At 70.2% G+C, this 26431-nt stretch carries 29 protein-coding genes; 20 read left to right on the top strand and 9 right to left on the bottom strand.

The genetic code is table 11. The features are described from left to right. Positions 1-40 precede the first annotated feature (40 nt). Together IF67_RS0117730 and IF67_RS0117725 are read left to right on the top strand one after the other, a co-directional pair. The gene (locus IF67_RS0117730) at positions 41-2155 is read left to right on the top strand and encodes a helix-turn-helix domain-containing protein (RefSeq protein ID WP_234341164.1); all 2115 of its coding nucleotides are present in this window, start codon (positions 41-43) and stop codon (positions 2153-2155) included. Positions 2156-2287: 132 nt separating this feature from the next. After that, on the top strand, positions 2288-2482 hold the full coding sequence (locus IF67_RS0117725) for a CsbD family protein (RefSeq protein WP_030986733.1): 195 nt from the start codon (positions 2288-2290) through the stop codon (positions 2480-2482). Positions 2483-2576: 94 nt separating this feature from the next. Here the strand turns inward: IF67_RS0117725 and IF67_RS0117720 are convergent, their stop codons facing one another. Continuing rightward, on the bottom strand, positions 2577-4007 hold the full coding sequence (locus IF67_RS0117720; RefSeq protein ID WP_051818194.1) for an MFS transporter: 1431 nt from the start codon (positions 4005-4007) through the stop codon (positions 2577-2579). A gap of 401 nt (positions 4008-4408) precedes the next feature. Between IF67_RS0117720 and IF67_RS0117715 the strand changes: the two genes are divergently transcribed. Further along, a complete protein-coding gene (locus IF67_RS0117715; RefSeq protein ID WP_030986730.1) occupies positions 4409-4831 on the top strand; it encodes a hypothetical protein in 423 nt (140 codons plus the stop codon). Positions 4832-5076: 245 nt separating this feature from the next. Here IF67_RS0117715 and IF67_RS39290 read toward each other — a convergent pair whose 3' ends face one another. Continuing rightward, complete coding sequence (locus tag IF67_RS39290) at positions 5077-5496, bottom strand: winged helix-turn-helix transcriptional regulator (protein ID WP_078889482.1); 420 nt, start codon at positions 5494-5496, stop codon at positions 5077-5079. Between the two features lie 407 nt (positions 5497-5903). Between IF67_RS39290 and IF67_RS44975 the strand changes: the two genes are divergently transcribed. Further along, entirely contained in the window at positions 5904-6236 is a 333-nt protein-coding gene (locus IF67_RS44975; protein WP_051818191.1) for a hypothetical protein, read from the top strand. 94 nt (positions 6237-6330) lie between these two features. On the opposite strand, the gene nadC is transcribed toward IF67_RS44975, so the two are convergent. Then, positions 6331-7206 (bottom strand): carboxylating nicotinate-nucleotide diphosphorylase, encoded by an 876-nt coding sequence (gene nadC / locus IF67_RS0117700; protein WP_051818189.1) that lies wholly within the window; start codon positions 7204-7206, stop codon positions 6331-6333. A gap of 209 nt (positions 7207-7415) precedes the next feature. Here nadC and IF67_RS43775 point away from each other — a divergent pair, with 209 nt between their 5' ends. The 5 genes from IF67_RS43775 (at position 7416) to IF67_RS0117680 (ending at position 11177) form a co-directional block, all read left to right on the top strand. Next, complete coding sequence (locus IF67_RS43775) at positions 7416-7607, top strand: hypothetical protein (RefSeq protein WP_158713110.1); 192 nt, start codon at positions 7416-7418, stop codon at positions 7605-7607. A 54-nt stretch (positions 7608-7661) separates the two neighbouring features. Next, entirely contained in the window at positions 7662-8294 is a 633-nt protein-coding gene (locus IF67_RS39280; protein ID WP_030986724.1) for a hypothetical protein, read from the top strand. A gap of 100 nt (positions 8295-8394) precedes the next feature. Beyond that, positions 8395-9129, top strand: a complete 735-nt coding sequence (locus IF67_RS0117690) for a hypothetical protein (protein WP_030986723.1) — start codon at positions 8395-8397, stop codon at positions 9127-9129. Positions 9130-9331: 202 nt separating this feature from the next. Continuing rightward, positions 9332-9931 (top strand): YdcF family protein, encoded by a 600-nt coding sequence (locus tag IF67_RS0117685; RefSeq protein ID WP_030986721.1) that lies wholly within the window; start codon positions 9332-9334, stop codon positions 9929-9931. 232 nt (positions 9932-10163) lie between these two features. After that, positions 10164-11177, top strand: a complete 1014-nt coding sequence (locus tag IF67_RS0117680) for a DUF4331 family protein (protein ID WP_030986719.1) — start codon at positions 10164-10166, stop codon at positions 11175-11177. Between the two features lie 179 nt (positions 11178-11356). Here IF67_RS0117680 and IF67_RS0117675 read toward each other — a convergent pair whose 3' ends face one another. Then, the gene (locus IF67_RS0117675) at positions 11357-11800 is read right to left on the bottom strand and encodes a hypothetical protein (RefSeq protein ID WP_030986717.1); all 444 of its coding nucleotides are present in this window, start codon (positions 11798-11800) and stop codon (positions 11357-11359) included. A 360-nt stretch (positions 11801-12160) separates the two neighbouring features. Between IF67_RS0117675 and IF67_RS0117670 the strand changes: the two genes are divergently transcribed. Both IF67_RS0117670 and IF67_RS0117665 read left to right on the top strand, forming a co-directional pair. Next, the gene (locus IF67_RS0117670) at positions 12161-12985 is read left to right on the top strand and encodes a hypothetical protein (protein ID WP_030986716.1); all 825 of its coding nucleotides are present in this window, start codon (positions 12161-12163) and stop codon (positions 12983-12985) included. Continuing rightward, a complete protein-coding gene (locus IF67_RS0117665; RefSeq protein ID WP_030986714.1) occupies positions 12982-13656 on the top strand; it encodes a class F sortase in 675 nt (224 codons plus the stop codon). The genes IF67_RS0117670 and IF67_RS0117665 overlap by 4 nt, the downstream gene beginning before the upstream one ends. Positions 13657-13810: 154 nt before the next feature. Here IF67_RS0117665 and IF67_RS0117660 read toward each other — a convergent pair whose 3' ends face one another. Next, positions 13811-14920 (bottom strand): PP2C family protein-serine/threonine phosphatase, encoded by a 1110-nt coding sequence (locus IF67_RS0117660; protein ID WP_030986713.1) that lies wholly within the window; start codon positions 14918-14920, stop codon positions 13811-13813. Positions 14921-15287: 367 nt separating this feature from the next. On the opposite strand from IF67_RS0117660, the gene IF67_RS0117655 reads away from it, so the two are divergent. The 4 genes from IF67_RS0117655 to IF67_RS0117645 all read left to right on the top strand — a co-directional run bounded on the left by IF67_RS0117655 (position 15288) and on the right by IF67_RS0117645 (position 18130). Then, positions 15288-16496 carry a 4-hydroxybenzoate 3-monooxygenase gene (locus IF67_RS0117655; RefSeq protein WP_030986711.1) on the top strand — a complete coding sequence of 403 codons (1209 nt, stop codon included), beginning with the start codon at positions 15288-15290 and terminating at the stop codon, positions 16494-16496. Positions 16497-16669: 173 nt separating this feature from the next. Continuing rightward, positions 16670-16747 (top strand): 50S ribosomal protein bL37, encoded by a 78-nt coding sequence (locus IF67_RS46290; protein ID WP_370454205.1) that lies wholly within the window; start codon positions 16670-16672, stop codon positions 16745-16747. 497 nt (positions 16748-17244) lie between these two features. Continuing rightward, complete coding sequence (locus IF67_RS0117650) at positions 17245-17703, top strand: hypothetical protein (RefSeq protein ID WP_234341163.1); 459 nt, start codon at positions 17245-17247, stop codon at positions 17701-17703. Positions 17704-17806: 103 nt separating this feature from the next. Beyond that, positions 17807-18130 (top strand): putative quinol monooxygenase, encoded by a 324-nt coding sequence (locus IF67_RS0117645; RefSeq protein ID WP_030986708.1) that lies wholly within the window; start codon positions 17807-17809, stop codon positions 18128-18130. Between the two features lie 93 nt (positions 18131-18223). Here IF67_RS0117645 and IF67_RS0117640 read toward each other — a convergent pair whose 3' ends face one another. Next, positions 18224-19567: a phosphoribosyltransferase gene (locus IF67_RS0117640; RefSeq protein WP_030986706.1), complete on the bottom strand. Its 1344-nt coding sequence runs from the start codon at positions 19565-19567 to the stop codon at positions 18224-18226. A gap of 144 nt (positions 19568-19711) precedes the next feature. Between IF67_RS0117640 and IF67_RS0117635 the strand changes: the two genes are divergently transcribed. Then, the gene (locus IF67_RS0117635) at positions 19712-20512 is read left to right on the top strand and encodes a TIGR01458 family HAD-type hydrolase (protein WP_030986704.1); all 801 of its coding nucleotides are present in this window, start codon (positions 19712-19714) and stop codon (positions 20510-20512) included. Positions 20513-20627: 115 nt separating this feature from the next. Here IF67_RS0117635 and IF67_RS0117630 read toward each other — a convergent pair whose 3' ends face one another. After that, a complete protein-coding gene (locus IF67_RS0117630; RefSeq protein WP_030986703.1) occupies positions 20628-21206 on the bottom strand; it encodes a dihydrofolate reductase family protein in 579 nt (192 codons plus the stop codon). Here IF67_RS0117630 and IF67_RS44270 point away from each other — a divergent pair. Together IF67_RS44270 and IF67_RS40345 are read left to right on the top strand one after the other, a co-directional pair. Further along, positions 21184-21375: a hypothetical protein gene (locus IF67_RS44270; protein WP_199812743.1), complete on the top strand. Its 192-nt coding sequence runs from the start codon at positions 21184-21186 to the stop codon at positions 21373-21375. The two genes, IF67_RS0117630 and IF67_RS44270, sit on opposite strands and share 23 nt — an antisense overlap. A 115-nt stretch (positions 21376-21490) precedes the next feature. Beyond that, a complete protein-coding gene (locus IF67_RS40345; RefSeq protein WP_051818184.1) occupies positions 21491-22507 on the top strand; it encodes an alpha/beta fold hydrolase in 1017 nt (338 codons plus the stop codon). Here the strand turns inward: IF67_RS40345 and IF67_RS0117620 are convergent. After that, positions 22420-23154, bottom strand: a complete 735-nt coding sequence (locus IF67_RS0117620) for a hypothetical protein (RefSeq protein ID WP_030986699.1) — start codon at positions 23152-23154, stop codon at positions 22420-22422. The genes IF67_RS40345 and IF67_RS0117620 overlap by 88 nt on opposite strands. Positions 23155-23799: 645 nt before the next feature. Here IF67_RS0117620 and IF67_RS0117615 point away from each other — a divergent pair. Continuing rightward, positions 23800-24567 carry a hypothetical protein gene (locus IF67_RS0117615; RefSeq protein ID WP_030986697.1) on the top strand — a complete coding sequence of 256 codons (768 nt, stop codon included), beginning with the start codon at positions 23800-23802 and terminating at the stop codon, positions 24565-24567. Between the two features lie 213 nt (positions 24568-24780). Here the strand turns inward: IF67_RS0117615 and IF67_RS0117610 are convergent, their stop codons facing one another. Continuing rightward, positions 24781-25347 carry a nucleoside deaminase gene (locus IF67_RS0117610; RefSeq protein ID WP_030986696.1) on the bottom strand — a complete coding sequence of 189 codons (567 nt, stop codon included), beginning with the start codon at positions 25345-25347 and terminating at the stop codon, positions 24781-24783. A gap of 94 nt (positions 25348-25441) precedes the next feature. On the opposite strand from IF67_RS0117610, the gene IF67_RS0117605 reads away from it, so the two are divergent. Continuing rightward, positions 25442-26428 (top strand): antibiotic biosynthesis monooxygenase, encoded by a 987-nt coding sequence (locus tag IF67_RS0117605; RefSeq protein ID WP_234341159.1) that lies wholly within the window; start codon positions 25442-25444, stop codon positions 26426-26428. Positions 26429-26431 lie beyond the last annotated feature (3 nt).

The following is a 26431-nucleotide window of genomic DNA, read 5'->3' as shown; positions in this document are numbered from 1 at the left end:
GGCTGGCGCACCGCGACGACCCGAAGGTATGCCTGTGACCATGCCCACCGATCAGCCCACGCCCGAGCCGGATCCCGAGCCCGTGGACGTGCCCCTGCCGACGCCCGCTCCGTACGACCGGGAGGCCGTCCCGGCCGGTGCGCCCGCCCCCGGCCGGGAGGACGCCTCCGGCCGGGAGGGCACCCCCGGCCGGGAGGGCACCCCCGCCCACGACCCGGCCGAGAACCCCTTCCTCGGGCTGCTGGCCGCGGGCGCCGCCGCGGAGGAGTACGAGCGGCCGGTGCTGCGCGCCCGCGCCGAGGGCGCCGACGCCGGCCGGCTCGCCGCACTGGAGCGGGCCAAGCTCCTCGCGCTGCGGGTACGCACCGAGCTGGAGGGCCGCCGGCGCCGCGAGGCCGAACTGTCCGCGCTCTACGCCACCGCACACGACCTGGCCGGGCTGCGCGACCTCGACGCGGTGCTGCGCGCGATCGTGCGCCGGGCCCGCTCCCTCCTGGGCACCGAGGTCGCCTACCTCACCCTCCACGACCCCGCCGCCGGCGACACCTATATGCGGGTCACCGACGGCTCGGTCTCCGCGCGGTTCCAGCAATTGCGGCTCGGCATGGGCGAAGGCCTGGGCGGGCTGGTCGCGCAGACCGCCCGCCCGTATGTCACCGACAGCTACTTCCACGACGAGCGGTTCCGGCACACCCGCACCATCGACTCGGGCGTCCATGACGAGGGTCTGGTGGCGATCCTCGGCGTGCCCTTGATGCTCGGCAGCGGCGTGATCGGCGTGCTCTTCGCCGCCGACCGCCGCGAGCGGGTCTTCGAACGCGGCCAGATCGCCCTGCTCGCCGCCCACGCGGCGCATGCCGCCGTCGCCATCGACACCGCCAACCTCCTCGCCGAGACCCGTAAGACGCTCACCGAACTGGAGGCGGCCAACGAGATCATCGGTGACCGCAGCTCGGTCATCGAGCGCGCCTCGGACATCCACGACCGGCTGACCGAACTGGTACTGCGCGGCGGCGGGGTCCAGGACGTGGCGGACGCAGTGGCGGAAGTCCTGCACGGCGAGGTCGAGTTCACCGAGCCAGGCCGGGCACCGGCCGCGGCACTGGACCGCTCCCGCGCCGACGGCCACGCCGTACGGGACGGCGCCGAGTGGGTCGCGGCGGTCGGGGCGGGCGGTGAGGTCCTGGGCGCCCTCGTACTGCGCGGTCACCCGGCCCTCGACCCGGTCGACCAGCGCACCCTGGAGCGGGCCGCCATGGTCACCTCCCTGCTCCTGCTCGCCCGGCGGACCGCGGGGGAGGCCGAACAGCGCGTACGCGGCGAGCTGTTGGACGACCTTCTGAACGCCGCCGACCGTGACCCCCGCCTGCTCGGTGAACGCGCGGCCCGGGTCGGCGCGGACCTCGGTGCGCCGCACATCGTCCTGGCGGCCCGGATCGACGGTTCGGCGCCGGCCCACGGAGCCCCGATATCCGACGACGGAGCGGCGCCCGGCCCCGACGCCCACCCTCACGGCACCGACCGCCGCCGCCTGTGGTCGGCGGCCTCCCATCTCGCCGCGACCCGCCATGGACTGGCGGCCGTACGGGACGGCGGCGCCGTCCTGCTGCTGCCGCTCGGCCCCGGCGGCGACCCGGCGCACACCGCCCGCGAGATCGCCGCCCGGCTGGGTGCCGCGCTGCACCTCCCCGTCACGGTCGGCGCCTCGGCCCCGGTCCCGGCCCCGGCCGCCCGTCCCGCGGCGGTCGCGGACGCCTACGCGGAGGCCCGGCGCTGCCGGGAGGCCCTGCGGGTGCTGGGCCGCGCAGGCCACGGTGCGGCCGCCGCCGACTTCGGCTTCCTCGGACTGCTGCTGGCCGACACCCGCGATGTGGACGGCTTCGTCCACCGCACCCTCGGGGTGGTCACCGACTACGACGCCCGCCGCGGTACGGAGCTGCTGCGCACCCTGGGGGCCTACTTCGCCTGCGGCATGAGTCCGGCCCGCACCAAGGACGCGCTGCACGTCCATGTGAACACCGTCGCCCAGCGCCTGGAACGGGTGAGCCGGCTGCTGGGCCCCGACTGGCAGACCCCGGCACGCGCCCTGGAGATCCAGCTGGCGCTGCGGCTGCATCAACTCTCCTCGGCCGTGGCGCGCGATACCGGCGCGTAGCCGGGATCCGTGCTCCGCTCCGTGCCCACGGACCGGCGGGTACCGGTAGCCGCCTCCGGGTGCGCGCCACCGCGACCTGCGGCAGCGTGGAGCCGAAGCTTTCTCCCTCCCACCGGACAAAAGGAGTTCCTCATGGGTGACAAAGGCGCTATGGACAAGATGAAGGGCAAGGCCAAGCAGAAGGCCGGCAAGGCCATGGGCGACGAGCGCCTGAAGAGCGAAGGCCGTACGGACGAGGCCAAGGGCAAGGCCAAGAACGCGATGGGCAACGCCAAGGAGAACGTCCAGGGGATGAAGGACTCCCTCAAGAACAAGGACCGCGCCTGACGCCCGGCGGGGGCGTGGCGGACCTGCTGCCCCGTCTCCCGGAGCGTCCCCGGGCCCGCCACGCCCCCGCCGTACATCAGGTTCCGCAGGTCTCTCAGGACGGGAGGGCCGGCGACGCCCCGCCCTCCGCCGCTCCCGTCTTGCGGACCGCACCGGCCGTCGCCGTCCCGTCCACCGCCGTCCCGTCCACCGCCGTCCCGTCCACCGCGTCGAGATCCCGGTTGCGCGTCTCCCGGGCCACCCCGACCGCAAGCAGCGTCAGCAGCGCGGCGGCGATGACGTACAGGGCGATCGGCGTCGGGCTGTCGTAGTCGGCGAGCAGCGCGGTCGCGATCAGCGGGGCGGGCGCGCCGGCCGCGACCGAGGCGAACTGGGCGCCGATCGACGCACCCGAGTACCGCATCCGGGTCGCGAACATCTCCGCGAAGAAGGCCGCCTGCGGCGCGTACATCGCACCGTGGAAGACCAGCCCGACGCTCACTGCGAGCAGCAGCGGCCCGAACCGGCTGGAGTCCACCAGCGCGAAGAACGGGAACGCCCAGACGGCGACGCCGACCGCGCCCAGCAGATAGACCGGCCGGCGCCCGATCCGGTCGGAGAGCGCGCCCCAGGCGGGGATGACCGCGAAGTGCAGCGCCGAAGCGATCAGCACGGCGTTCAGCGCGATCTGCTGGGACAGTCCGGTGTGCGAGGTGGCATAGACGAGCACGAATGCCGTGATCACGTAGTACGAGATGTTCTCGGCCATCCGCGCCCCCATCGCGATCAGCACATCCCGCCAGTGGTACTTCAGCACCGCCACCAACGGCAGCTTCTCCACCGCGGAACCCTCCGCCCGCCGGGTCTCGGCACGCGCCAAGGCGGCCTTGAACACCGGTGATTCATCCACCGAGAGCCGGACCCACAGTCCCACGAGCACCAGCACGCCCGAGAGCAGGAACGGCACCCGCCACCCCCAGGACGTGAACGCCGCATCCGACAGCAGCGCCGTCAGCGCCGACAGCACCCCGGTGGCCAGCAACTGGCCCGCGGGAGCACCGGTTTGCGGCCAGGACGCCCAGAATCCGCGCCGCCGTGCGTCACCGTGCTCCGACACCAGCAGCACCGCGCCGCCCCACTCACCGCCCAGCGCGAACCCCTGGACCAGCCGCAGCACGGTCAGCAGCACCGGCGCCGCCGTACCGACGGTCGCATGCGTCGGCAGCAGACCGATCGCGAACGTCGCGCCGCCCATCATCAGCAGGCTCAGGACCAGCAGCTTCTTACGCCCCAGCCGGTCCCCGTAATGCCCGAAGACCAACGCCCCGATGGGCCGCGCCGCAAAGCCCACCGCGTACGTCAGAAGCGACAACAGGGTCCCGACCAGCGGATCGGAGCCGGGGAAGAACAGCTTGTTGAACACCAGCGCGGCGGCAGATCCATAGAGGAAGAAGTCGTACCACTCGATGGTCGTGCCGATCAGACTCGCGGCGACGATGCGCTTGAGGTCGGTGGGTGGTGGGGCAGCGGTCGCGGGGGAGGACATCGGCACCACTTCCTGACGAGGGGCGGGGACGTTTCGCGTCCCCACACCGTAGGAACGTGCAGGTCAGGCGCACATGTGGCGGGACGCCACACTTCAGGCCCGGACCGTGCGCGCGGGCACCATGACACGGAAGACGCACACCAACGCCGGACGAAGCCTCCTACTTGCTGTTTGCGATATCGGAGCGTTCAAGTCGGCGAACCACTGCTACCAAGAAGTGATTTGACAGTCGTTGCGGAGATCAAGCGCTAGGTAGCGGGTTATGTCATGAATTCGTAAAAGCGCCCGGCAAGGGGCAACGCGCGGGGCGGCCGGCTCATCTGGATGGTCGACGAGGCGCACCGGGCGCCTTCGCGAAGGGGTGGGTCTCACCAGGTGGGGGATCCATGGGAGGGAAGTCCATGACCAGGACGAAGAAGACCGGGGTCAAGGCGCGGGGCGGCCGTGTGGCGGTGATCGGTACGCTGGGTCTGGCCTCGGTGGCTCTGGCCGCCGGGCCGGCGTTCGCCAAGGGCGGCGTGGACATCACGGCGCCGCACACGGCGCAGGTCGGCAAGACCATCACGGTCAAGGCGCACGGCGGCGATGACAGCGCCGGATACCTGCATCAGCTGTGTCTGGAGGAGAAGGGCTTCGGCGAAGGGTGGCACCAGGAGAATTGCAGCGCCGCGGCCGAGGGCGACGCGTGGGTCACTGCACACGGCACGTCCGCGCGCCGCGGCGACTTGCAGTTCCGTGCGGTGCTGTACGGCCTGACCAGCCCGCACGACCAGAAACCCGTGCGCCTGCACGCCTCTGACGTGGTGACGGTGCACGTCCGCTGAGCCGGCAGCGCGGCCGTGGACAGCCGGCACGACCACTGCCACGACCACTGCCCACGGCCGCGTACCGAATCGCTTCTCGGGAGAACGCCCCGGCACCTTGGGTGCCGGGGCGCGGTGCTGAACGGTCCTGCCGTCGCCGGTGTTACTGCTGTGAGCCCGAACCAGTCACCGTGCAGGCTCGGCCTGGGGGGGCGTGTCGCCCGGCGGGTCCAGCGAACAGGGCCGCGTCGCGACTCAAGGTCGGCTCAGGTCCCGGTTGCCTCACCGGGCGGGTGATGAGCGGCACCGGGGGTGTCCGGGGCGTCGGTGGTAGGGGTGTCGTGGTCGGCGGAATGCCCGGCAAGGTCGGCGGCCCAGGCGACGGACCAGTCGACGAGGGGGCTGAGGGCTGTGTGAGCCTTTCGTCCCAACGCGGTGAGGGCGTAGTGGCCGTCCGGGGTCTGGTGCACCAGGCGTGCCTCGATCAGCTCGACGAGGCGTTGACGCAGCACGCTGGAGGACATGTTGCTGCAACGTTCGCGCAGGGCACGGAAACCCAGGGCGCCTTCGCGCAGTTCCCACACCACACGCAGGCTCCATCGCCGGCCGAACAGGTCGAGCGCGGCCATGAGAGGGCTTCCGGTGGTCGAGCCACGCACCGGCCGTCCTGGTGTCGGTGTGGCCATCGCGGTCCTCCTGCGCTCGTACAGATCCACAGCCCCTGGCGTTTCGGTTTGCGAAACATTAACATCGCAGGGCGTTTCGAAAATCGAAGCACCCTGCATGAGGAGGGCGGCATGACGACGTTGACCACACCTCTGTGCCGGCAACTGGGTATCGAGGTACCCGTGGTGCAGGCGCCCATCGGGTCCGCGGTCACCACGGAGCTGGTGGTTGCGGTCGCGGAGGCGGGCGGACTTGGCACTCTTGCGCTGACGTGGGCCGGTGCCCTTCACCTCCACACGGTCGGTTCCGTCGCCGAGGCCGAACGCGCCGTTGCCGCGGGCGTCGACGTGATCGTGGCCCAGGGGTATGAAGCGGGCGGCCACGTGCGGGGCGCCGAGCCGTCATCCAGGCGGCGCCTCAGGACGCGGTGCACACACGGTGCTTCGACGGCGGCTGGCCCAACGCCCCGCATCGGGCACTGCGCAACTCCACGCTCCGCGCCTGGGAGGCCGCGGGCCGGCCGGACGTGCCGAACCGTCCCGGCGAAGGGGCCGTGGTGGCCCGGAGCGCCGACGGACGGGACTGGTCGCGCTACGACGACATGGCCCCCGTACCCGGCATGTCGGGCGACGTGGAGGCGCTCGCCCTCTACGCGGGCCAGAGCGCCGGGCTCGTCCACGAGGTCGCCCCGGCGGGCCGCATCGTGGCGGACATCGCCGCGGATGCCGCGGCCCTCACGAGGCGGACGCGGACCTCCTGACGCTGTCGGCTCCCCGCGCGCGCACCGCAGTCGCTACAGCGGTGCGCCGCCGCTTCGCGCTTTTCCCCCTTCGAGGGCATCGGTGACGAGGCGGTCAGGCGCCTGCCGTCCTGGTCAGCAGCATGCTCAGGTCCAGTCCTGGGGCGCTGTGGGTGAGGGCCCCGACGGAGACCTTGTCCACGCCGGCCTCGGCGATCGGCCGCAGCAGTTCGGGGGTGACGCCGCCAGAGGCTTCCAGGACGACTCCGCGGCCCGGGGCAATGTCCTCCCGGGCCTGGACGACCTGCCCGATCTCGGCGACCGTCATGTTGTCGAGCATGATCCAGGGCGCGCCTGCGTGCAGCGCTTCCACGGCTTGCGCGACGGTCTCCACCTCGACATCGATGAGTGCGCTGCGGTCCTCGGCGGCCATTCCGGCGCGCACCGCGTTGATCGCCGCGGTGATGCCGCCGGCGGCTGCGATGTGGTTCTCCTTCAGCAGCACCATGGCCGCGAGATCGAGCCGGTGACTGCTGCCGCCTCCGGAGGTAACGGCGTATTTGTCGAGGGCGCGCAGGCCAGGGGCCGTCTTACGGGTGTCGAGCACCTGCACACCCAAGTCGGCGACCAGGTCGACATACCGCTTCGTCAAAGTGGCTATGCCGCAGCAGCGTTGGAGGAAGTTCAGCGCGGTGCGCTCTCCCGTGATCAGGGTGCGTGCCTCACCGTTGAGGCGGATCACCGCCTGGCCCGGCTGGACGAAAGTCCCTTCCGGGATCAGTTCGTCCACGACAACCTCGGGATCGCGCTGGCGGAAGACCTCGGACACGAGGGGCAGGCCGCTGGCGACGCCGGGCTGTCTGGCGATGATCTCGCCCTCTGCGCGCAGCCCCGCGGGCACGCTCCAGCGGGTGGTGATGTCGTCGTGGGAGCCGTCCTCCGCAAGCGCCAGGGTGACGGCACGGCGAGCGGCTGTTACGGGGAAGTCCACTGCTTTCCTCTTTCCGCACTTCTGATCGGTTGCCAGACCGGATTGCCAGGGGGCGCCGCGTGCGAAGGAACCCGGGCAGCCGAGCAGTGGAGCTTTCGTCCACCCGGGGGGAGCGAGCCGGTTACCCTCTCCACGCGGGCTGGTGATTCGATTTCAGAAACACTACGCTCTCTCCAGTGATTTGAAAATCGAAGCACTAGGGGGAGTTCATGCCCGAACCGAAAGCGCCGCTGCCGGCACCTCATGCGCCTCACCCGCCCGGGAACGCAGAACTGCTGCGCCGGATGGTGGCGCCCGGCGAAGAGCACCATGTCGAGGGGGAGGCCACGGCTGAAGCGTGTGACGCGCTGCATGCGGGTGCGCCCCTCTTCTCGCACCGGGACACCGAGGCGAACCAATGACCACCAGCGGCGGCATCCGTACGTCCTCCGGGCGGTTGCTGGCGTGCGCTCCTGGTGATCGCCGCTGCGCTGATCGGCACCTGGGCGCGCCGTGAACGCCGGTGCGCCGCGCCGCTGGTGGATCTCGCACTGCTGCGCAATCCCGCGGTGGCGGGGGCCAACGCTGTCATGCTGCTCGGCGGCATCGGCATGTACCTGCTGCTGACCCTGGTGACCCGGTACGTGCAGACGCCGGCGTCGGCCGGTTACGGGTTCGGCGCCGACGTCTTCGTCGCGGGCCTGGTGCTGGTGCCGTTCTCCGTGCTGGGGTTCGTCGGTGGCAAGCTGGTGCGGCCGCTGCGCGTGCGGCTCGCGCCGGCGGCGGTGCTGGCAGCCGGGGGCACGGCCGTGCTGGTGGCGCTGGCGCTGTTCGCGCTGACCCGCAGCCATTTGTGGCATGCGTTCGCGGTGATGGGCCTGCTGGGCCTGGGCGTCGGTGTCTTCTTGGCGGCCTGCCACCAGGTGCAGGCCATGCTGCCGAGGCTCTCCACCACCTCGCCCCGGACGGTCCCGGCCGCTGAACTCACCCTTTTCGGGCCTGTCGGATGCCCCTGGTTCCGGCAAGCGGCCGCGTGTTTCCCAACTGGGCGGCCGCGCCAGGTTCTTCGGGTTCTTCTTGGCGTCTTTCCCCTGCTCACACCCTGTTAGCCGGACGTTAGCGGAGCGGCAGCTTCTCGATAGTGGCCCAGACCAGAGTGGGTGACGTACCGAAGAGCCAACGACACCGACTGCCCCAGGGGAACCCCACATGAGCTCCACCACCACTGCCCGCACCGCTCGTCGCCGCACCCTGCGCGTTGCCGCTGTGGCCCTGGCCGCGGCCGCCGGTCTCACCCTGACCGCCTGCTCCGGCTCGGACGCCGCCGATGCGAAGTCCGCGGGCCGCACGGACAAGGGCATGGCGGCTGCCGAGTCCGGTGGCGCCGGCTCCTCCGCCGGAGCGCAGGGCTCCGATGGCCAGGCGGGCTCCGGTGCCAAGGCCGACGCCAAGGTCGAGACCAAGGCGGGCGCTGCGGGCAAGCAGTCGGGCAGCGCGCAGGCTACCGGCGGTGGCAAGGCGGCATCCCCGGTCCGCACCCAGCCCCTGGCGGACGGCATCAGCAAGGCCGAGATCTACAAGATCGGCGACCAGCGCTACCGTGCCAAGATCGTCGCCCGCGGTTCGGTCCTGGCCACGATGGAGACGACGGGGCAGGACGCCGACGCCGGGCTCGACGCCAACGACATGTTCGTCGTGCTCACGATGGGCGGCCAGGTGCATTCCTGGATGGGCGGCGGACACCAGGGACCGGGCACGTTCAAGCTCGCGGGCGGCTGGACGGCCAAGGTCACGAAGACCGGCGAGCTGCGGTACCGCGCGCAGATCATCGGCCACGACGGCGTGGCTGCCACGCTGGAGACGAACCAGCACGACGTCGGTGTCGACGCCAACGGCGTGTACATCGTGCTCAGCAACGGCGGTGTGATCAGCGCCCACAAGTAAAGACCCGCCCGGCTGCGGCGGTGGAGCCACCTTCGGCGGGGTGGCTCCACCGCCGCAGGAGACGGCGGTTGGGGCGTGACGAGTACGCCTTGTCCCGCCCCAGGGTGGCCCGGTCGGGTACGCGCACGTCCGGCGCCCTGTCGGGGGACTCGGAACTCGCCCAACACCGGAATCATTTGCGGACAGCCCTTAGAGTCGCCGCATGCGACGAAGGACAGGGCTGGCGATGGCGGGGGCTGCTGCCCTGGCCTGGGGCGAGTGGTGGAACTGGCGCTGGTCTCGAGCTCTCGTGGGGAACAGCGGGGGCACCGCCGAGGCCGTGGTCGTGTTGGGCTACCGGAACCCTCAAGCGACGGCGAACTTCATCAACCGCTGGCGAGTCCGTGCGGGAATTCGCTCCCTCGCCGCTGACAGTGCGAGTGGCACTCGCGTGATCTTCAGCGGCGGTGCGACCACCGGTGGCGCCGCGGAGGCCCAGCTGATGTCTGACTACGCGACGTCGGTGCTCGCGTTCGACGGCACAGTGCTCCTCGAAGACCAGAGCGGCACGACATGGGAGAACATCACGAACGTGATCCCACTGCTTGAGGACGTCGACCGCATCAAGATCGTCTCCCAGCCGGCTCACGCGCTCAAGGCCCGCGCGTACTTGCGGCGCCAGCGCCCTGATCTTGCCGAGAGGCTCGTGCGCGCGGATGACTACCGCCCTGGTGAGTGGATGGTCGTCAAACCGCTGCTGGCTCTGTACGGCCTGTGGACACTCCGCGGTCTCAAAGCCGACGAACGGAAGCCCTCGCTCTAGACAGCCGCTGTCGCGTCGGCGTCACAAACGGTGGTCCTTGAGCCGAGCCCGGCCGCAGGTGAACGAAGCGTGCCAAGCCGCGAATCGGATCGATCATGCGGCTTTTGTGCTCCAATATCTGGATCATCCCTGATAGTCCTTTCTCGGCAGGGGGCAGGTCACCCGTGTTCCCCGGCGCCAGATCCTGACCCCGCCTGGCGGTATGCCTCTCACCAGCGAAAGGACATGCAGGATGTCGAATCACTTCACCGGTCTCAATCTCGGCGCACCGCTCGGGGACCAACGGCTCGACCTCTGTGACCTCTACGCGTTCCAGTCACCCACCGACTCGACGAGGACGGTGCTGATCCTCAACGCGAACCCGAATGCCGACGCTCTGCACCCTGACGCCATCTACCGCCTCAACATCGACAATGACGGGGACTGTCTCGCCGATTTGGCGATCAGCTACGTCTTTTCTCCGCCGCGAGACGGCCGTCAGACATTCAGTGTCTTCATGGCGAAAGGCGAGGAGGCCCGCTCGGTCGAAGCCGTCGGACAGCAGGTCGTCACGGACGCCGAGGTGTCGTTCGGCACCGTGGCGAACCGCGTCACCTCCGGTCCGTACACGTTCTTCGCCGGCAGTCGTAGCGACGCCTTCTTCTTCGACTTCGACGGGATCAAGGGTCTCTTCGATACCACCGGCGGCAGAAATTTCACCGCACCTCATCTCGGTGGCAAGTCGCCGTGGACCGGTGTGGACTCGAACACGGAAGCCAACGTGTTCTCCACGGTGGTGGAACTGCCGACGAGTGAACTCCGCGCCGGCCCCGAGATCCGCATCTGGGGCCGTTGCAGTGTGCGGGAAAACGGCCGGCTCGTCCATGCCGACCGGGCAGGCCATCCTTCGGTCAGCAGCTTCTTCAACACCGACGAGACGAAGGAGGAGTACAACGCCAGTGAGCCGGTGAACGATCGTGATCGCTGGACCGATCAGTTCGTCCACCTCATGGGGCACACCGGCAACTACACCCGGGAAGAGGCGATCGCGGCGATCGACGCCGACCGCATCCTGCCCGACATGCTGGTGTTTGACCCCGCGAAGCCTGCGCAATACCCCAATGGCCGCGTCTTCACCGACGACGTCATCAACCACCGGCTCTCCTTCCTCTCGAAGGGCGACATCCCTCCCACCGGACTCGAGCCGCACACCGATCTTCTGGACGAGTTTCCCTACCTCGGCAACCCACACCCCAAGGGGAGCTGACCCCCACGTTTCATCGGTGGCGGTGTCCCGTTCTTGAGCGAGAGGGCGGAAGTGCTTTCCGGGCCGGGGCAACAGGGCTCGCCCGGAGGGCTGCGGCCTCTCCGCCCGGCGGTTCATCTGCGGGCGGAGAGCCTGCCGTCATCGCCGTACGCGTGCGCGGCTGCCCGGGTGACCTGGGGTCAGAACTTGGGGCAGAGGTTCGTGTGGACGGCCTCTACGATCTGTGCGGCCTTGGCCTTGCCGAACCGCTCGGGGTGGCTGGGCGAGGTGAACCGCATCTCCGCCATTTTGGCCTGCTGGGGCTTGTCCTTGGGGAAGTTGTGGATCGTCTGGCACTGGTTGCGCCCGCGGTCGACAGCCTTGTCTTCCTTGCCGTGGACGATGTCCGGGTCGATGCCGGTCAGGGCGCGGAGGTATCCGAGCTTCATGGCGGCATTCGGCTCGGGCGGGATGCCTGCGGCGGCTTGGGCGTCCGCAACGGCCTTGGGGGAGGAGGCACTTGGCGCCGTGGTGGGCCTTGGCTTCTTCTTGGGTGCCGCGTCGGTGTTGTCGTCGCTGCTGCACGCGGTGAGGGCGGCGGCCAGGACGAGCGCGGTGAGGGCGGTGGCGGCGGTGCGCTTCACGTTCGGACTCCGGGGTGGGTGACTACTGGCACCGGTGTGACAGCCGAGACCGAGTGAAGGTTGTGTGCTGGCTCCGTGTGGGCAACCGCAGGGCGGTCGAGGCGCGTCGGGGCCGCGCTCGAGGTTCGCGACGCAGGCAGGAGGCGGCGGTTCGGCGCGGGCGGGGAGGCCGCGGACCAGTGCGGACGCCCTCCCGGAGGGCCTCGGAGAAGTCCGCCGGAAATTTTTTCCTCCGCCACCAATCCGCGGGCGTTGCGGCTCCGAATAACGGTCGATGCCTCGCCGAGGTGTCGCTTTCGAACCCGGACGACGTGCGGTCCCCCCTTCCTCCCCGCGGAGGCCGCCGGAAAAGGAACGAACGTGATAGCCAAGCGCACCAGCCGCCTCGCCGTACTCGTCGCTCTGCCCGCAGCCCTGGCCCTCACCGTGGGCGCCTCGTCCCAGGCCGTCGCCGAGGGCACCGGCGCGTTCCAGATCAATCTGGCGCAGTTGAACGACTCCGGTTCCAAGGGCACGGCGATGCTCAGCCTCAAGGGCAACCAGCTGACCGTGAAGATCGAGTCCGAGGGCCTCGTGCCCGGACAGCCCTCCGCCCAGCACCTCCACGGCTCCACCGACGGCCATGACTTCCACTGCCCGGACGCGAGCGACGACACCAACGGCGACGGCGTCCTCAACAACACCGAAGCCACGGTCGACTACGGCAACATCAACATCTCGCTCACCACCAAGGGGCCCACGGACATGATGAGCGGCCTCGCCGTCGACCGCATGCCCGTGGCGAACGCGCAGGGCAAGGTCTCCTACGAGCGCACGATTCCGGTCTCCCAGGCGGTGGTCGACCACATCAAGGACCTGCACATCGTGCAGCACGGCATCGACCGCAACAACAACAAGAAGTACGACTTCGAGGGGGCGGGCAAGAGCGAACTCGATCCCAAGCTTCCCCAGGAGGCCACCGCTCCGACCAACTGCGGAGAGGTCCTGGGTGCCGCGGTGGGGTCCATTCCGGTCGGCGGGGTCGAGACGGGGACCGGGCCTTCCGAGGAGAAGGGGGTTCCGGTGGCGGTGATGGGCGCCGGAGGCGTCGCCTTCGTGGCGGTGACCGGTGCGCTGGCCGTTGCGCGGCGGCGGAAGAGCGTGCTCGCCGCCGGACGGGCCGGGAGCAACGGGAGTGCCGCGTGAGCCGCCGGAGCGAGGACACCGTGATCACCGTACGCCGCCGGGGCCTTCGCGTCGCCGGCTGTGCGATCGCCGCGGCATTGGCGACCGTGCTCGTCGCCGGGTGCGGAGGGCAGGAAGCGGCACCGCCCCAGCAGCTCCCCGCGGGGCAGCAGGGCGGGGAATCGTCCCATGACGAGGCGCCGGACGCAGGCTCGGGGGGCCGGGCTGCCGCCAGTATGCCGAAGTCGGCTCCGGCGCGGCTCTCCATCCCGTCGCTCCAGGTCTCCTCCACGCTGGAGACGCTGGGGCAGAAGAAGGGCGGAGCCATGGAGACCCCCCGTGATCCCGACAAGGCGGGCTGGTACCAGCCGGGGCCGACGCCCGGCTCCCAGGGACCGGCCGTGATCGCCGGCCATGTCTCCTGGAACGGCAAGCCGTCGGTGTTCGAGAAGATCTCGACGATGAAGGCCGGTGACACCATCGAGGTCGCCCGGCAGGACGGGAAGACGGCGAAGTTCACCGTCGACCGCGTCGCCCAGTACCCGAAGAACAAGTTCCCCACGGTCGAGGTCTACAAGAACCTCGATCACGCCGGACTGCGCCTGATCACCTGCGGCGGCCAGTACAACGCGGGACAGCACTACTACCCCGACAACGTGGTGGTGTTCGCCAGCCTCACGGGCAGTGCGTAGGCCGGACCCGCGATGAACCGGCCGGCGGTCCGGCGCCCTCGCACGGGCGACCGGGCCGCTCGCCGGGGCCGGCCGGTGCCGCGGCGGTGAGGGAAGAGCGCGAAGGCGTGGCCGTTGAGTGCGCTGACGACGGGGCCGCCGCCCGGCCCCTGCCTCACGACGAACGGGTGATCGCGATCACGGCCGCGTCGTCGCCCAGGTTCCCGCCGGTGTAGCGGAGCAGATCGTCGCGCAGCCGCCGTACCAGGGCCGCCGGATCGGTCTCGTGCCAGGCGGTCAGCCGGTCGATCAGGGGGTAGAACCGGCCGGCGCGGTCCCGGGCCTCGATGACGCCGTCGGTGTGGAGCAGCAGGAGAGCGCCGGGCTCGAACCGGAACGTCTCCTCCCGGTAGTCGCTCTCCAACGGGGCGGTGAGGCCCAGCGGGAGGGCGGGTTCGCTCACTTCGAGCACCTGGACCTTGTCGTGGCGCAACAGCAGTGGCGGAGGATGCCCGCAGTTCACCATGTTGAGGAAAGGGTCGTCGTGGTGGACATCGACCACCACAGCGGTCACGAACGACTCCTCCGGTTCCGGACCGCCGTCGGTGGGGTCGGCCGTGTTCTTCCAGTACACGGAGTTGCCCAGGTGCGCCACGATGCCGGGCAGTGAGAGGTTCCGGTAGGCCGACCCCCGGAAGGCCCCGATCAGCACCGCCGCCTCCCCGATGGCGGACAGGCCCTTGCCGCGGACGTCACCGATGACCAGCCGGGTCGCGTCCGGGGCGGGCACCGTCGCGAACAGATCACCCCCGATCTGCGCCTCGGCCTCCGCCGAGATGTACGCGGACGCGATCCGCAGCACTCCGACCCGTTCGGGCAGTGGCCGCAGCAGAACCTGCTGGGCCGCGACGGCCACCGACCGTACCTGGCTCAACTTCCGTTCATGCCGGTCACGGACGTAGCGGAAGGCCGTGACGAACACGGAGATCACGACGAGGGCGGCGATCTGTGCCTGGTGGTTCGGCATCAGCAAGCCGCCGTGCAGATGGCCGATGACGATCTGGGCCACCACGGCCAGTGCTCCGACGGAGCCGGTGATTCCGGCACCGGCGAACGAAGCGGTGAGCGCGGGCGCCGCGACCAGGAACGGGCCCAGGTGGATGCTCGTCGGGGTGTGGATGTCGATCACGGTGATCACCGCGATGATCGCGAGCGGGATGGCGATCAACCCGTGGTTCACGCTCCAGGCCCTGTCGAGAGGGGGGAGACCGCGCCGGACGCTCATACTTCCTCCTTACACCTGCGACGCCCTCCTCGCCCGGCGGACCCGACGGGCACGGCGGACCCGACCGGCGGACACGACGTGCCGTGGCCGCTCGGCACCCATCGCTCCGCCGAGAAGACGACCGGCTGGGGTGGGCACGGGACACCCTCGTGCCCGTCCCGCATCGGGCGGCCGACCGGGAGGGGCGACGGAAAATGCCGGGTGAACCGCGGAAGCGGCCTCGGCTCGCATAGTGGACCGGGCCGCCTTCCAGGGAGTCGCCGGTCCGCCCGCGCCGGTGGGACCGCCGGGGCGCCGGGCCGCCCGTCTCCGTGGACCGCCATACTGCGTGCGATCTTTCCGAGCACTCCGAAGGGAACCCCGCGACGTGTCCTCCACCCCCTCCCTCCCCCCGACGCGCACCCGCGTTGCCATCGTCGGGGCCGGGACCGCCGGGCTCACCGTGGCAAATCTGCTGCATGCCGCAGGAGTCGACTGCGTGCTGCTGGAAGCGGAGAGCAGGGAGTTCATCGAGCAGCGGCCGCGCGCCGGGTTCATGGAGGAGTGGGCGGTGGATGCGCTGGCCCGGCACGGGCTGGCCGACCGGCTGCGCGAACGGGCCGCCACACAGGGGGAGTTCGAGTTCCGGTTCGACGGCGAGCGGCACATCGTGCGGACGGCGGAGCTGGTGGGCCGACGTCACTTCGTCTATCCACAGCCGCTGTTGGTCACCGACCTTGTGGCGTCCTACGTGGACCACGCGGGCGGCGAGGCGCGCTTCGGCGTACACGAGGTGCGGCTGCACGACATCGACGGCGACCGGCCGGCGGTGTCCTACACCGACCCCGACACCGGCGACCGGCACCGGATCGAGTGCGACTTCATCGCGGGCTGTGACGGCGCGCGCGGGGTGAGCCGGGAGGCCATACCCGCCGACCGGGCGCTCCTCACCCGCCATGACCACGGCGTCGCCTGGCTCGCCCTCCTCGCGGAGGCGCCGCCGTCCGCCGACGGTGTGGTCTTCGGTATCCATGAGCGCGGATTTGGCGCGCAAATGGCTCGTAGCCCCCAGGTCACCCGCTACTACCTCCAGGTCGGGCCCGGCGAGGACGCCGGGAACTGGTCGCACCGGCAGGTCTGGGACGAGTTGCACACCCGGCTCGGCGCCGCCGGCGCCCCACCGCTGACCGAAGGTCCGCTGATCGAGCGGGTGGTCCTGGACATGCACGACTACGTGGTGGAGCCGATGGCGTACGGCCGGGTCTACCTGGCGGGCGACTCGGCACATCTGGTCGCGCCCATCGCCGCGAAGGGCATGAACCTCGCGATCCATGACGCACTGCTGCTCGGCGAGGCGCTGATCGCGCACTACCAGGGCGATGACAGCGGCCTCGATGGCTATTCGCAGGCGTGTCTGCGGCGGGTATGGCAGTACCTGGAGTTCTCGCAGTGGCTCTCCTATGTGCTGCACGGCGCCTCTTCCGGTGACCGGTTCCAGGCGGGCACGGCCTCGGCACGGCTGCGGCGCCTGCTGGGCTCCGAGTCCGCGGCGAAGGCGTTCGCCGGGCTGTACCTCGGTGAGGAAGCCGATCTGTAGTGTCGTGACGAACGGGCCCGGACCACACGTCCGTGGGGTGACTCACAACCCGGGAGGGGGTGGGCGCCCTGCGGGCTGGGTACGCGGCTTCGTGATCGCCGGGCGAGATACCGTTGTGAAGTGGTAGAAATTCGGCGAAAAGCATCGCTGAAACTCCGAGGAAGGGAGACGCCATGTCATCGAAGCGCCGTCGTAAGAAGAAGGCCCGTCGCAAGAACGGTGCCAACCACGGCAAGCGGCCGCAGTCCTGAGCGCAGGACGGTGACCTGACCTCACCGATGGGGTTCTTGTGGGCTTCTCGCGTACCGCTGTCAGCGGAGGCGAGGAGCCCACAGCGGCGTCCACGTCGGCGTGTCCGGCCGGGTCGGGCTGAACGAGAAGACCGCACGCCGCTGTTGATCGCCGGTGGCGAACACGGCCGAGGAACAGCCGTACTGGTCACCGGTCTTGCCGGCCTTGCCCCACAGGGTGAGGCCGTTCCCAGTGACGGCCCGTAGGCCCGCGCCACAGCGTGCCGGGCTGCCGGCCCTGACCACGGTGGCACGGCCCCCGAGGCGATGGTCTGCGTACCGGTTCTGCCCGCCTCCGCACCGTCCGGCGCCCGAGTAGAGGGAGCTGTTGCCGACGTCTGGCGTGGAGAGGAGTTCCCCAGGAGAGGGGCTGTTGCCATGGCGTCCGGCCGGTCGGAGACCGCCGCCGAGGGACGGCCGTCGCGGCTGCTCGACAGCCCCGTCATCGGCATGACGCCATGGATCGCGATGCCGGTGCTGGTCGGGCCGGCTGGAACAACCCCAGTTTTCAGCGGACCAATTATCGCATCACGGGTGTGTGGGGCGCCGCATTCGGGGTGGCAGCAATTGCGGGTGCCTATGGCGACCTCGTACTGCACGATGCCAACAACCTGTGGACGGGTTGGATCATCCAAATCGCGGCCTTCATCGTCGCGCTCCAGTTCACCCGGTGGTATCCGGAGGTCGTGCGTGCGCATTCCTTGCGGGATCGCGGTCTGCCCGGCCCGCCGGAACCACCGCTCAGCAGCCTGCTCCTTCCGCCGGCGGGCTATCTGACCCCGGTCGGCATTGTGGTGCTCGCCTTCAACGCGGGGCCGACGTGGCTGGGCATCGCGCTGATCGTGGCGGGAGTGCTGCTGGTCAAGTCGTTGAACCGTCCTTCGGCGGCCGAGCCCGATACGGGGGACGGCGCGTGAGGAAGGGCCCGTGACGCTCCGCGCTCCGCGCCCACCGCGTGACCGTCGCACGCCTGCCCCGGGGTGACGACCGACGACATGGGACAGCCCTTAGACTCGATGGATGATCTTTATTGTCGTCAAGTTCCCCGTGAAACCCGAGTACGTCGAAGAGTGGCCGCAGCACGTAGCGGCCTTCACCAGCGCCACCCGCGCCGAGCCCGGCAACCTGTGGTTCGAATGGTCCCGGAGCATCGAAGAGCCGGACACTTATGTCCTGGTCGAGGCATTCAAGGACGACGCCGCCGAAGCGCACGTCAATTCCGACCACTTCCGCGCCGGAATCGAGACGATGCGCCCGCTGCTGCGCCGTACCCCGGACATTGTCAGCACCACCATCGAGGGTGCGGACGGATGGAGTGCGATGGGCGAGATCACCATCGACTAAGGGCTTGCAGGGAATCAAGGTGTTGCTTCCCTGCAAGCCCTTAGGACGTGTCAAGAGCAGGGCCCGATCAGGGGCCGGGCCGGAAAACATCCGCTACGCCGGCGTCACCAAGTGGCTGATGAACCATTCCCGGGCGAGGTCGGCCACCTGCTGGAGGGCGCCGCGCTCCTCGAAGAGATGGGTGGCGCCGGGGACGATTTCCAGACGGGTCTCACAGCGCAGGGCCGCCTCGGCCTCGCGGTTGAGGTCGAGGACCTGGGGATCGTTGCCGCCCACGATGAGCAGCGTCGGCGCCTGTACCCCGGGGAGCATTGGTCCGGCGAGGTCGGGGCGGCCGCCGCGGGAGACCACCGCACCGATGTCCGCGTCGGGAGAGGCGGCGGCCCGTAGCGCCGCCGCGGCTCCGGTGCTGGCGCCGAAGTAGCCGATCGGGCCGGCGACACGGCCGCGCAGCCAGCCGGTGGCGTCCGTCAGCCGGTCGGCGAGGGTCTCGATGTCGAAGACATTCGCCCGGTTGGCTTCCTCCGCCGGGGTGAGCAGGTCGAAGAGCAGGGTGCCCAGGCCCGCCTGGTTCAGGGCCGTGGCGACCCGGCGGTTGCGCGGACTGCGCCTGCTGCTGCCCGAGCCGTGAGCGAACATCACCACCGCCCCGGCGCCCGCCGGCACGGTGAGGTCCCCGGTGAGCCGGACCCCGGCGGCGTCGATCGCCACCTCTTCCTCCACGTCTCTCCCGTCCGCATCGTCCGCCCTGTCCGCCCCGTCCGAGGGTGCGGCGGACGACGCGGGGGCAGCCGGCCCGGGGCCGGCCGCGGCCTGCGCCAGCAGCGAGACGACCTCGTCGTCCGGGGTCTGGGAGAAGTCCCGGTACCACTCGCCGACGGCGGAAAAGGCGAACGGGGTGGAGAGGCAGACGAATTCATCTGTGGAGGCGCGCAGCCGCTCGGCCGCGTCCGGTGGCGCCACGGGTACGGCGAGCACCACACGGGCAGCGCCGTGGGCGCGCACCACCTCGCAGGCCGCCGCCGCGGTCGCGCCGGTGGCGATCCCGTCGTCCACGACGATCGCCGTCCGTCCGGCCAGGTCGAGCCGTGGGCGCCCGGCGCGGAAGCGCTCCGCCTGCCGTGCGAGTTCCGCCGCCTCGGCGTGCTCCACGGATGCCAGGTCCGCCTGTTCGAGCCGGCCGCGCCGGACGATGTCGTCGCTGATCACCCGTACGCCGCCTTCGCCGATGGCGCCGAATCCGAGTTCGCGCTGGTAGGGAACGCCCAGCTTGCGGACCACGATCACATCGAGCGGCGCCTGGAGCGCCCGGGCCACATGAAAGGCCACCGGGACCCCGCCACGAGGCAGTCCCAGCACGATCGGCTCTTCTCCCCGCAGGTGCTGTAGCGCCTCGGCGAGGCGCTGCCCCGCGTCCGCGCGGTCAGTGAACAGCACAGTGTGCACCCCCTAGCCAGGGGAGACGGGAGCTGCGTCCACACCTCACTTCGAAGTAACCCCATCCGCGGACGCTTCGCAACTCGGGCTCCGGGTGGCCCGGCCCTCGGCCCGTCCCCGGCCGACCGTCGTTACCGTCGGCGTATGAAGGGAATCGGAGCGGTCCTGATCGATATCGACGGCGTGCTCACCGTGTCCTGGAAGGCGCTGCCGGGCGCCGTGGAGGCCATGGAGCGGCTGCGCGCCGCGGGAATCCCGCTGGTGCTGGTCACCAACACCACCTCGCGGACCCGCGCCGCGGTCGCCGAGCGGCTGGCCGGAGAGGAGTTTCCCGTCGGTGTCGACGACATTCTGACCGCGCCCGCCGTCACCGCCGCCTACCTGCGGGAACACCATCCGAACGCCCGCTGCCGACTGATCAACACCGGTGATGTCCGCGAGGATCTGGCGGGGGTGGAGATCGTGGGGGAGGGGGCGGACGACGAGGACCGGGGCGCGCCGGACGTGATCGTTTTCGGTGGTGCGGGCGAAGCCTTCAGCTATCCGGCGCTCAATTCCGCCTTCCGGTGTCTCCAGCGCGGTGCCCGGCTGGTCGCCATGCACCGCAATCTGTACTGGCGTACGGCGGACGGGCTCGATCTGGACACCGGCGCCTTTCTGCCGGGGCTGGAGCGGGCCGCCGGTGTCGAGGCGACGGTCACCGGCAAACCGGCACAGGCGTTCTTCGCCACCGCCCTGGCGCACCTCGGCGTGCCGGCCGCGGAAGCGCTGATGGTGGGCGACGACATCGAGTCCGACGTCCTGGCGGCCCAGCGCTTCGGGATCACCGGGGTGCTCGTCAGGACCGGCAAATATCTGCCGGAGACACACCGGGCGGCCGAGGGCACACCGGACCAGGTGCTCGATTCCTTCGCCGGTCTGCCCGGCCTGCTCGATCTGCCGTGACGGTGCGGGGAGGGGGAGCGGAAGCCCGGTGCGGACCCGGGACCGCGTCGATGCCTTCCGGGCCCGGCGGGCCGCACCCCTTTCGGCGACAGGGCCACACCCCGCTCCGCGCAGATCACCCCGTGGCGGAGTCCCCGGCGCGCCGGTAGTGGAGGAGAACGACGCCGTTGCCGAAGGTCCGGGTACCGGCGAGCCGGAGATCGGTCCTGGTGTCCGAGGGCCCGAAGAGGGGTTTGCCCCGGCCGATGAGGACCGGATGGACGTAGATGCGGTACTCGTCGACCAGGTCGTGCTGCATGAAGGCCGCGGCGAGATCGGCGCCACCGAGTGCGAGGTCGCCGCCCGGCTGCGCCTTGAGCGCCCGGATCTCCTCGGGAACGACGTCCCGCATGATGATGGTGTTCCAGTCGGCCCGCTCCAGGGTCCGGGAGAACACGATCTTGGGCTTGTCCCGCCAGATCCCGGCAAACTCGGCCATCGGGCCGGTACATGACGGGTCGGCTTCGGCGGTAGGCCAGAACTCCGCCATGAGTTCATGGGTGACCCGGCCGCTCATGAAGGCGCCCATCGTCCTGAGCTGCTCGTTGACGTAGCGGTGCAGCTCGTCGTCGACCAGGTGCCAGTCGATCTGGCGGTCCGGTCCCTCGATGAAGCCGTCAAGGGACACCGACATGGACAAGACGATCTTTCTCATTCCGGGACCCCTTGCCTCGGCGTACGCGGTTTCGCGCGACATCCTGACGGAAGCCGCTGCCGTAACCGAGCATTCGGAACAAGACGACGCCAAGGGGCGCGATGAAGCGACCTTGAAATCGAACTGCCTTTCCTTTGACAGGAGCCGAGTTCGACCGAGACCGCCCTGACGGGTGACGTGGGGGATCGGGGCGCGAGGCGGATGGGGGCACCGACGCGCTGAGGTGGCCGAGGCGATGGAGGGTTCGGTGTCGAGCCTGCCTGCGGCAACAGGCCCCCTCCACCTTGCCGGAATGCCACTCGTACGGCACGCTCATCGGCCGGCGCTACGCCGGCCTCTACCCGCATCACCTGCGGGCGCTGGCGCTCGACAGCGCCATGGATCCCGCACGCCCTGATGCCCAGCGCTTCCTCATGGAAGGCACTGCCGCCGCCGATGACGCGGTGCAGCAACTGGCGAACTGGTGCTCCAAGGACGCCTCCTGCGCTCTCAAGGGCAAGGAAGTGAAGGCCGTTGTCCGCCAGCTCTTCACTCGTGCCGACAACGGCACGCTGGTGGATCCCGGTCCGCACGGCCCCACGCGCAAGAAGGTGACCGCCGACCAGCTGGCCGGCTTCCTCAGCAGCTACCTGAACAAGTGGAACCCGCAGACCACCGCCGAGCAACTGGCCGCGCTCCAGAGCGGCAAGGGAAAGGTGTCCTGGATCGACGACACCCCGGAGCTCGCCTGGCGCTCGGTGGTCTGCCGCGACTTCGACTTCCGCCTGCGTGACTACGCCGACTACCGCGCCCTGCTGCAACAAGCCACATCCGCCCACCCGCAGGCCCGCTACAACGCCCAGGCACTAGACATGATCGTCGGCTGCCAGGGATGGCCGGCCGCTCCCAAGCCGCAGCCGGCCCAGAACAAGGGCCCGCTCCCGCCGGTGCTGGTGGTGAACGCCAAGCCACGTGTTTTCGCTTGTTTCGCAGTGCGGGAGGGCACCAGGGCGACCCGGTGCCCTCCCGCACTCTGCGGAGTACCCTGCCGCGCTCACGAAGCCAGGGGCCGGGATCTCCCAGCATTGATCAAACTGCCCTCTCCGGTCGGCAACTTGGCGATCCCGACGTCACACGGAGGTAGACCAATGAACGCACGCCGCCCCTCGCGCGGGGCCCGGCGGGGGGCCGGGCCGGTGCGCGCCGGGTACCGCGATCCGGGAGCGCGCGCCGGTCACGGCGGGTCGGGCGGGTCGGTGAGCAGCGCCGCGATCTCCGCCGCGGTCCAGTGCTCCTCGGCCCCCGGGCAGCCGGCGAGATAGGCGGCGGCCCGGAGCGCGCTCCATCCGTGGGAGGCGACGATGCCGGCCGCGATGTGCCGCAGACAGGCCGCGGAGGGCGGGTTCACGGTGGCGTCCTGGCTGCTCCACGGGGCCGTGAAGGTCAGTACCGGGTAACCGTCCAGCAGCCCGGCACACACCAGGGTTTCGTACCGGCCGGGGCCGGTCCGGGCCCTGCCACGGGTGAGGACCTCCGTCAGATCGAGATCCCCGCCGGGCTCCCGGTACATCTCCTGAGCGGCGATGTCGGAGAACTGGGAGAGCGTCAGAAGGTAGGCGCGAGCGGGCAGTTCCTGCGCGCCCGGCCGGCCGGGACCGCCGTCGGCCGGTGCGGGGCCGGGGCTCGGGTCGTAGAAGGCTCTGCCGCCGGTCCACACCTGCGATTCGGTGGCGAAGTACAGCAGACCGGGCAGTATGACCGGTGTCGTCCGCACGGGGCGGCGGGGGTCCCGGCAGCCGGGGTAGGTGCGCAGCCCGCCGTGCGGGCGGCCGCCGGCCAGATAGCAGGTCAGCCGGTCGAGATGCATGTTGGAGCCGTACGCGGCGTACCAGAGGCGGCCGACGGGGGCGAGGCGGCGGGCGGCTTCGGGGGAGCCGTCGAGGGCTTCGAGGCGTGGGGGCCTGGTCACGTCCTCACGCTACGCGAAAGGGCCTGCCACGGCGCTGTTCGGCCGGTCCCGCAGCGCTTCCCGGCGGGTCCCGCGGGGCTCGGACCGGGCAGCCGCGACGTCGGGCGGCGGCGCGGTGGAGGGCAAACGAAGGGCAGGAGAAAGGCAGGCGAAGGGCGGTCCAAGGGGGCGGGCGGGGCGGCTCCCTCGTGGCTTGATCGTTTCTGTCGTGGGTTTTGCCGCGAGCGGTCTGGAGATGCGCACTGCACGGACAGGACCGGTCCGAACAACAGCCGGCGCCCGGTCATCGACCGGACGCCGGGGGACGGAGGCAGTGTGGCGGACGAGGTGTCAGGGCGAAACGAGGCCGGGATACGCAGGGCAGAGGCGGCCGGCCGCCGCCCCGTAGTGCCCTCTCCATCGCCGAGTGCGAGCCGGCGTCATCTGCTCGCGGCCACGGCGGCGGCGGGGCTCGGACTGCTCACCGCGTGCGGCGGGACACCCTCCCGTGCGGACTCCGCACCCGAGGCGCCACCGCCCGGCGGCTCGTCGTCGTCCCCCTCCGCCGGGTCCGGCACTCCGGGCCCGTCCGGCTCCACGGCAGCACCTCCCTCGGCCCGCCCGACGAAGCGACGGCGTCCCGAACTTCCGCGTGGTGGACGGGAGTTGTTCCCCCGGTACCGGCTGGTGGGGTTCTGCGGTCTGCCCGGGGCGGCGGCGCTCGGCCGGCTCGGAACCGGCGACCCGGGCAAGCGGGCCGCCGAGGCGGAGAAGGTGGCGCACTCGTACGCCGCGGGGCGCGAGCCGCTGCCCGTGCTCGAACTCCTGGCGGCGGTCGCCAACGCCACGGCGGGCCCGGACGGTGCGTACCGTTCACGGACGCCCTCGGCCACCATCCGACGCTTCCACCATCTGGCGCGCACCCAGCGGGGGCTGCTGCTGCTCAACATCCAGCCGGGCCGCGCTTCGGTGCTCGACGAGGTGAAGGCGCTGCGCGAGTGGCTCGCCCACCCCGATGTGGGGATCGCGCTCGACCCGGAGTGGGAGATGAGTTCCGGCCAGGTGCCGGGCGACACCTACGGGCACACCGACGGCCGTGAACTGACGAAGGTGGCCCGCTATCTGTCCGGGCTGGTGGAGGAGCACGATCTGCCGCAGAAGCCGCTGGTCTTCCACCAGGTGGCGCCGTCCGTCGTGGGCGACGAGTCCGCCGTGCGGCCCCAGCCCGGTGTGGCACTGATCAAGAGCGCCGACGGCATCGGCTCACCGGGCCTGAAGCGCGGGACCTGGCGACGGCTGGTCAGCGATCTGCCCGACGGCGTCCACACCGGCTTCAAGCTCTTCTACGAGGAGGACGCCGAGGGCAGCCGCCTGATGACGCCGAAGGAAGTGCTGGCCCTGCGGCCGCAGCCGGAGTATGTGATGTACGAGTGAGCCGGCCGGGCCGCTTCGCGCCCTGACGGCGAGGCCGCGCACGAGAGACGGCGCCGCGCACGAGAGACGGCCCCGACCCGCGCCGAACGCCTGTCACGCCCGCCCGCCGGGGTCCCCTGCCGCAAGGGCGACCGCTCGGCGCGCCGGGCGCCGAGCGGCCGTCATGGGCCGTGCCGTTGTTCCGTCTCCGCGGTGTCGGCCGGTGACCCTTCGTCAGTACGGGTGCTTGTCCGGCCGGTTCGTCCAGGCCGCGTACGACTGGGCGCCCATCTCGGGGTAGATCTGTTCGATCTTGATCCGTCGCTCGTCGAGCGGCCGCTTGAAGTCCTCGTACTGGAACGTGTCGTCGAAGCCGATCTTCGCGGTGTCCTCGAGGTCGCAGCTGTAGTAGACGGCGTCGATCCGCGACCAGTAGATGGCGCTCATGCACATGGGGCAGGGCGCGCCGCTGATGTAGATCGAAGTGCCCTGGAGCATGCGGGCCCGCTCCGGGACCGGGTCCGGTGACCCGGGGGGCCGCGGGACATACTCCAGCGTGCTCTCGTTCTGGCGCTCCACGGCGATGCTCGGAGCCTCGGGGTTGAGGACCTGCACGGCTTTCCGGATCGTCTCCATCTCGGCGTGCGCGGTGGGGTCGCCGGTCAGCAGCACACGGTTCTGCCCGCGGGCGAGGATGTTCCCATCGCGTGCGAGTACCGCACCGAACGGGCCGCCCCAGCCGTTCTCCACGGATTCCGTGGCCAGCCGTACAGCCTCTGCGAGAAGTTCTTTCTGATCCATTACCGAGTCTCCGATCGGCATCGATTCCTCTGCGGAACGGTTAGGCAAATGCCCCATTTGCCGCGTAAATCTCCTATGTACTAGGCTACTCAAGGTGAGTGCCCGTGCAAGCCGTGGTTCCGCGGCAGACAACGCCACCGTTGTGACCTCGCAGAAGGTGCGTGAAGGCCGGACCGACGAGTATCAGCGCTGGCAGGACAAGACGAATCAGGCTGCCCGTGAATTCGAGGGTTTCGTGGGCGCCGAGGTGTACCCCGGCGCCGGCGAGGAAAACGAATGGGTGGCCGTATTCCGGTTTTCCGGTATGGACCAGCTGACCGCCTGGCTGGATTCGAACCGGCGGCAGACATTGCTCGATGAAGCACGCGAACTCTTCGAGGGCCTTCCGACGCAGGAAGTGCTCCATGGCGGCAGCCCGGCACAGCCGGCACCCGATGTGGTGACGGCGGTCATCTCCCACGAGGTGAAGCCGGGATCCGAGCAGCAGTTTCTCGCCTGGCAGGAAAAGACGCTCAGGGCGCAGGAGAAGGCGCCGGGCTTCATGGGGTCCGAATTGTTCAAGCCGGTGGAGGGCGTCCAGGAGCACTGGGTCGTCGTCTTCCGGTTCGACTCCCGCGAGCACCTCGACGACTGGCTCGACTCCGATGTGCGCGCCAAACTGCTGAACGAGGGAAGCAAGTACTTCATCTCGTACGACGTGCGCAAGGTCGGTTCGGCGTTCAGCGGCTGGTTCCAGTTCGACCACGACAAGCGGGGCAACGCCCCGCCCAACTGGAAGCAGGCGATGTCCGTTGTCCTGGCGCTCTATCCGACGGTGATGGTGCTCAACCTCACCGTGGGAGTCGGGCTGGAGAAACTCACCATCCGTGAGTACATCGGACTGTTTCTCTCCAACGTACTGAGCGTCAGCGCGCTGACCTGGCTGCTGATGCCGATCGTGAACAGGGTGTTCGCCTTCTGGCTGGTCCCTTCCCGGGTTGCCGGAAACCGCCGGGCGCAGGTGCTGGGCCTCGCTTCGGTGGTGCTCTGCTACCTGGTGGCCATCGGCGTCTTCGGCCTGATCACCCACCAGATCTGGTGAGGA

The organism is Streptomyces sp. NRRL S-1813, assembly GCF_000719605.1.
Lineage (GTDB): Bacteria > Actinomycetota > Actinomycetes > Streptomycetales > Streptomycetaceae > Streptomyces > Streptomyces decoyicus.
The sequence above is the reverse complement of the archived record's forward strand: the minus strand, read 5'-3'. Positions and strand labels throughout refer to the sequence as shown.

Bases quoted from the DNA above. Each gene is read 5' to 3' on its own strand.
- IF67_RS0117730 (WP_234341164.1), top strand. From the start codon at position 41: ATGCCCACCGATCAGCCCACGCCCGAGCCGGATCCCGAGCCCGTGGAC.
- IF67_RS0117725 (WP_030986733.1), top strand. From the start codon at position 2,288: ATGGGTGACAAAGGCGCTATGGACAAGATGAAGGGCAAGGCCAAGCAG.
- IF67_RS0117720 (WP_051818194.1), bottom strand. From the start codon at position 4,007: ATGTCCTCCCCCGCGACCGCTGCCCCACCACCCACCGACCTCAAGCGC.
- IF67_RS0117715 (WP_030986730.1), top strand. From the start codon at position 4,409: ATGACCAGGACGAAGAAGACCGGGGTCAAGGCGCGGGGCGGCCGTGTG.
- IF67_RS39290 (WP_078889482.1), bottom strand. From the start codon at position 5,496: ATGGCCACACCGACACCAGGACGGCCGGTGCGTGGCTCGACCACCGGA.
- IF67_RS43775 (WP_158713110.1), top strand. From the start codon at position 7,416: ATGCCCGAACCGAAAGCGCCGCTGCCGGCACCTCATGCGCCTCACCCG.
- IF67_RS0117690 (WP_030986723.1), top strand. From the start codon at position 8,395: ATGAGCTCCACCACCACTGCCCGCACCGCTCGTCGCCGCACCCTGCGC.
- IF67_RS0117685 (WP_030986721.1), top strand. From the start codon at position 9,332: ATGCGACGAAGGACAGGGCTGGCGATGGCGGGGGCTGCTGCCCTGGCC.
- IF67_RS0117680 (WP_030986719.1), top strand. From the start codon at position 10,164: ATGTCGAATCACTTCACCGGTCTCAATCTCGGCGCACCGCTCGGGGAC.
- IF67_RS0117660 (WP_030986713.1), bottom strand. From the start codon at position 14,920: ATGAGCGTCCGGCGCGGTCTCCCCCCTCTCGACAGGGCCTGGAGCGTG.
- IF67_RS46290 (WP_370454205.1), top strand. From the start codon at position 16,670: ATGTCATCGAAGCGCCGTCGTAAGAAGAAGGCCCGTCGCAAGAACGGT.
- IF67_RS0117650 (WP_234341163.1), top strand. From the start codon at position 17,245: ATGGATCGCGATGCCGGTGCTGGTCGGGCCGGCTGGAACAACCCCAGT.
- IF67_RS0117645 (WP_030986708.1), top strand. From the start codon at position 17,807: ATGATCTTTATTGTCGTCAAGTTCCCCGTGAAACCCGAGTACGTCGAA.
- IF67_RS0117635 (WP_030986704.1), top strand. From the start codon at position 19,712: ATGAAGGGAATCGGAGCGGTCCTGATCGATATCGACGGCGTGCTCACC.
- IF67_RS44270 (WP_199812743.1), top strand. From the start codon at position 21,184: ATGGACAAGACGATCTTTCTCATTCCGGGACCCCTTGCCTCGGCGTAC.
- IF67_RS0117630 (WP_030986703.1), bottom strand. From the start codon at position 21,206: ATGAGAAAGATCGTCTTGTCCATGTCGGTGTCCCTTGACGGCTTCATC.
- IF67_RS0117610 (WP_030986696.1), bottom strand. From the start codon at position 25,347: ATGGATCAGAAAGAACTTCTCGCAGAGGCTGTACGGCTGGCCACGGAA.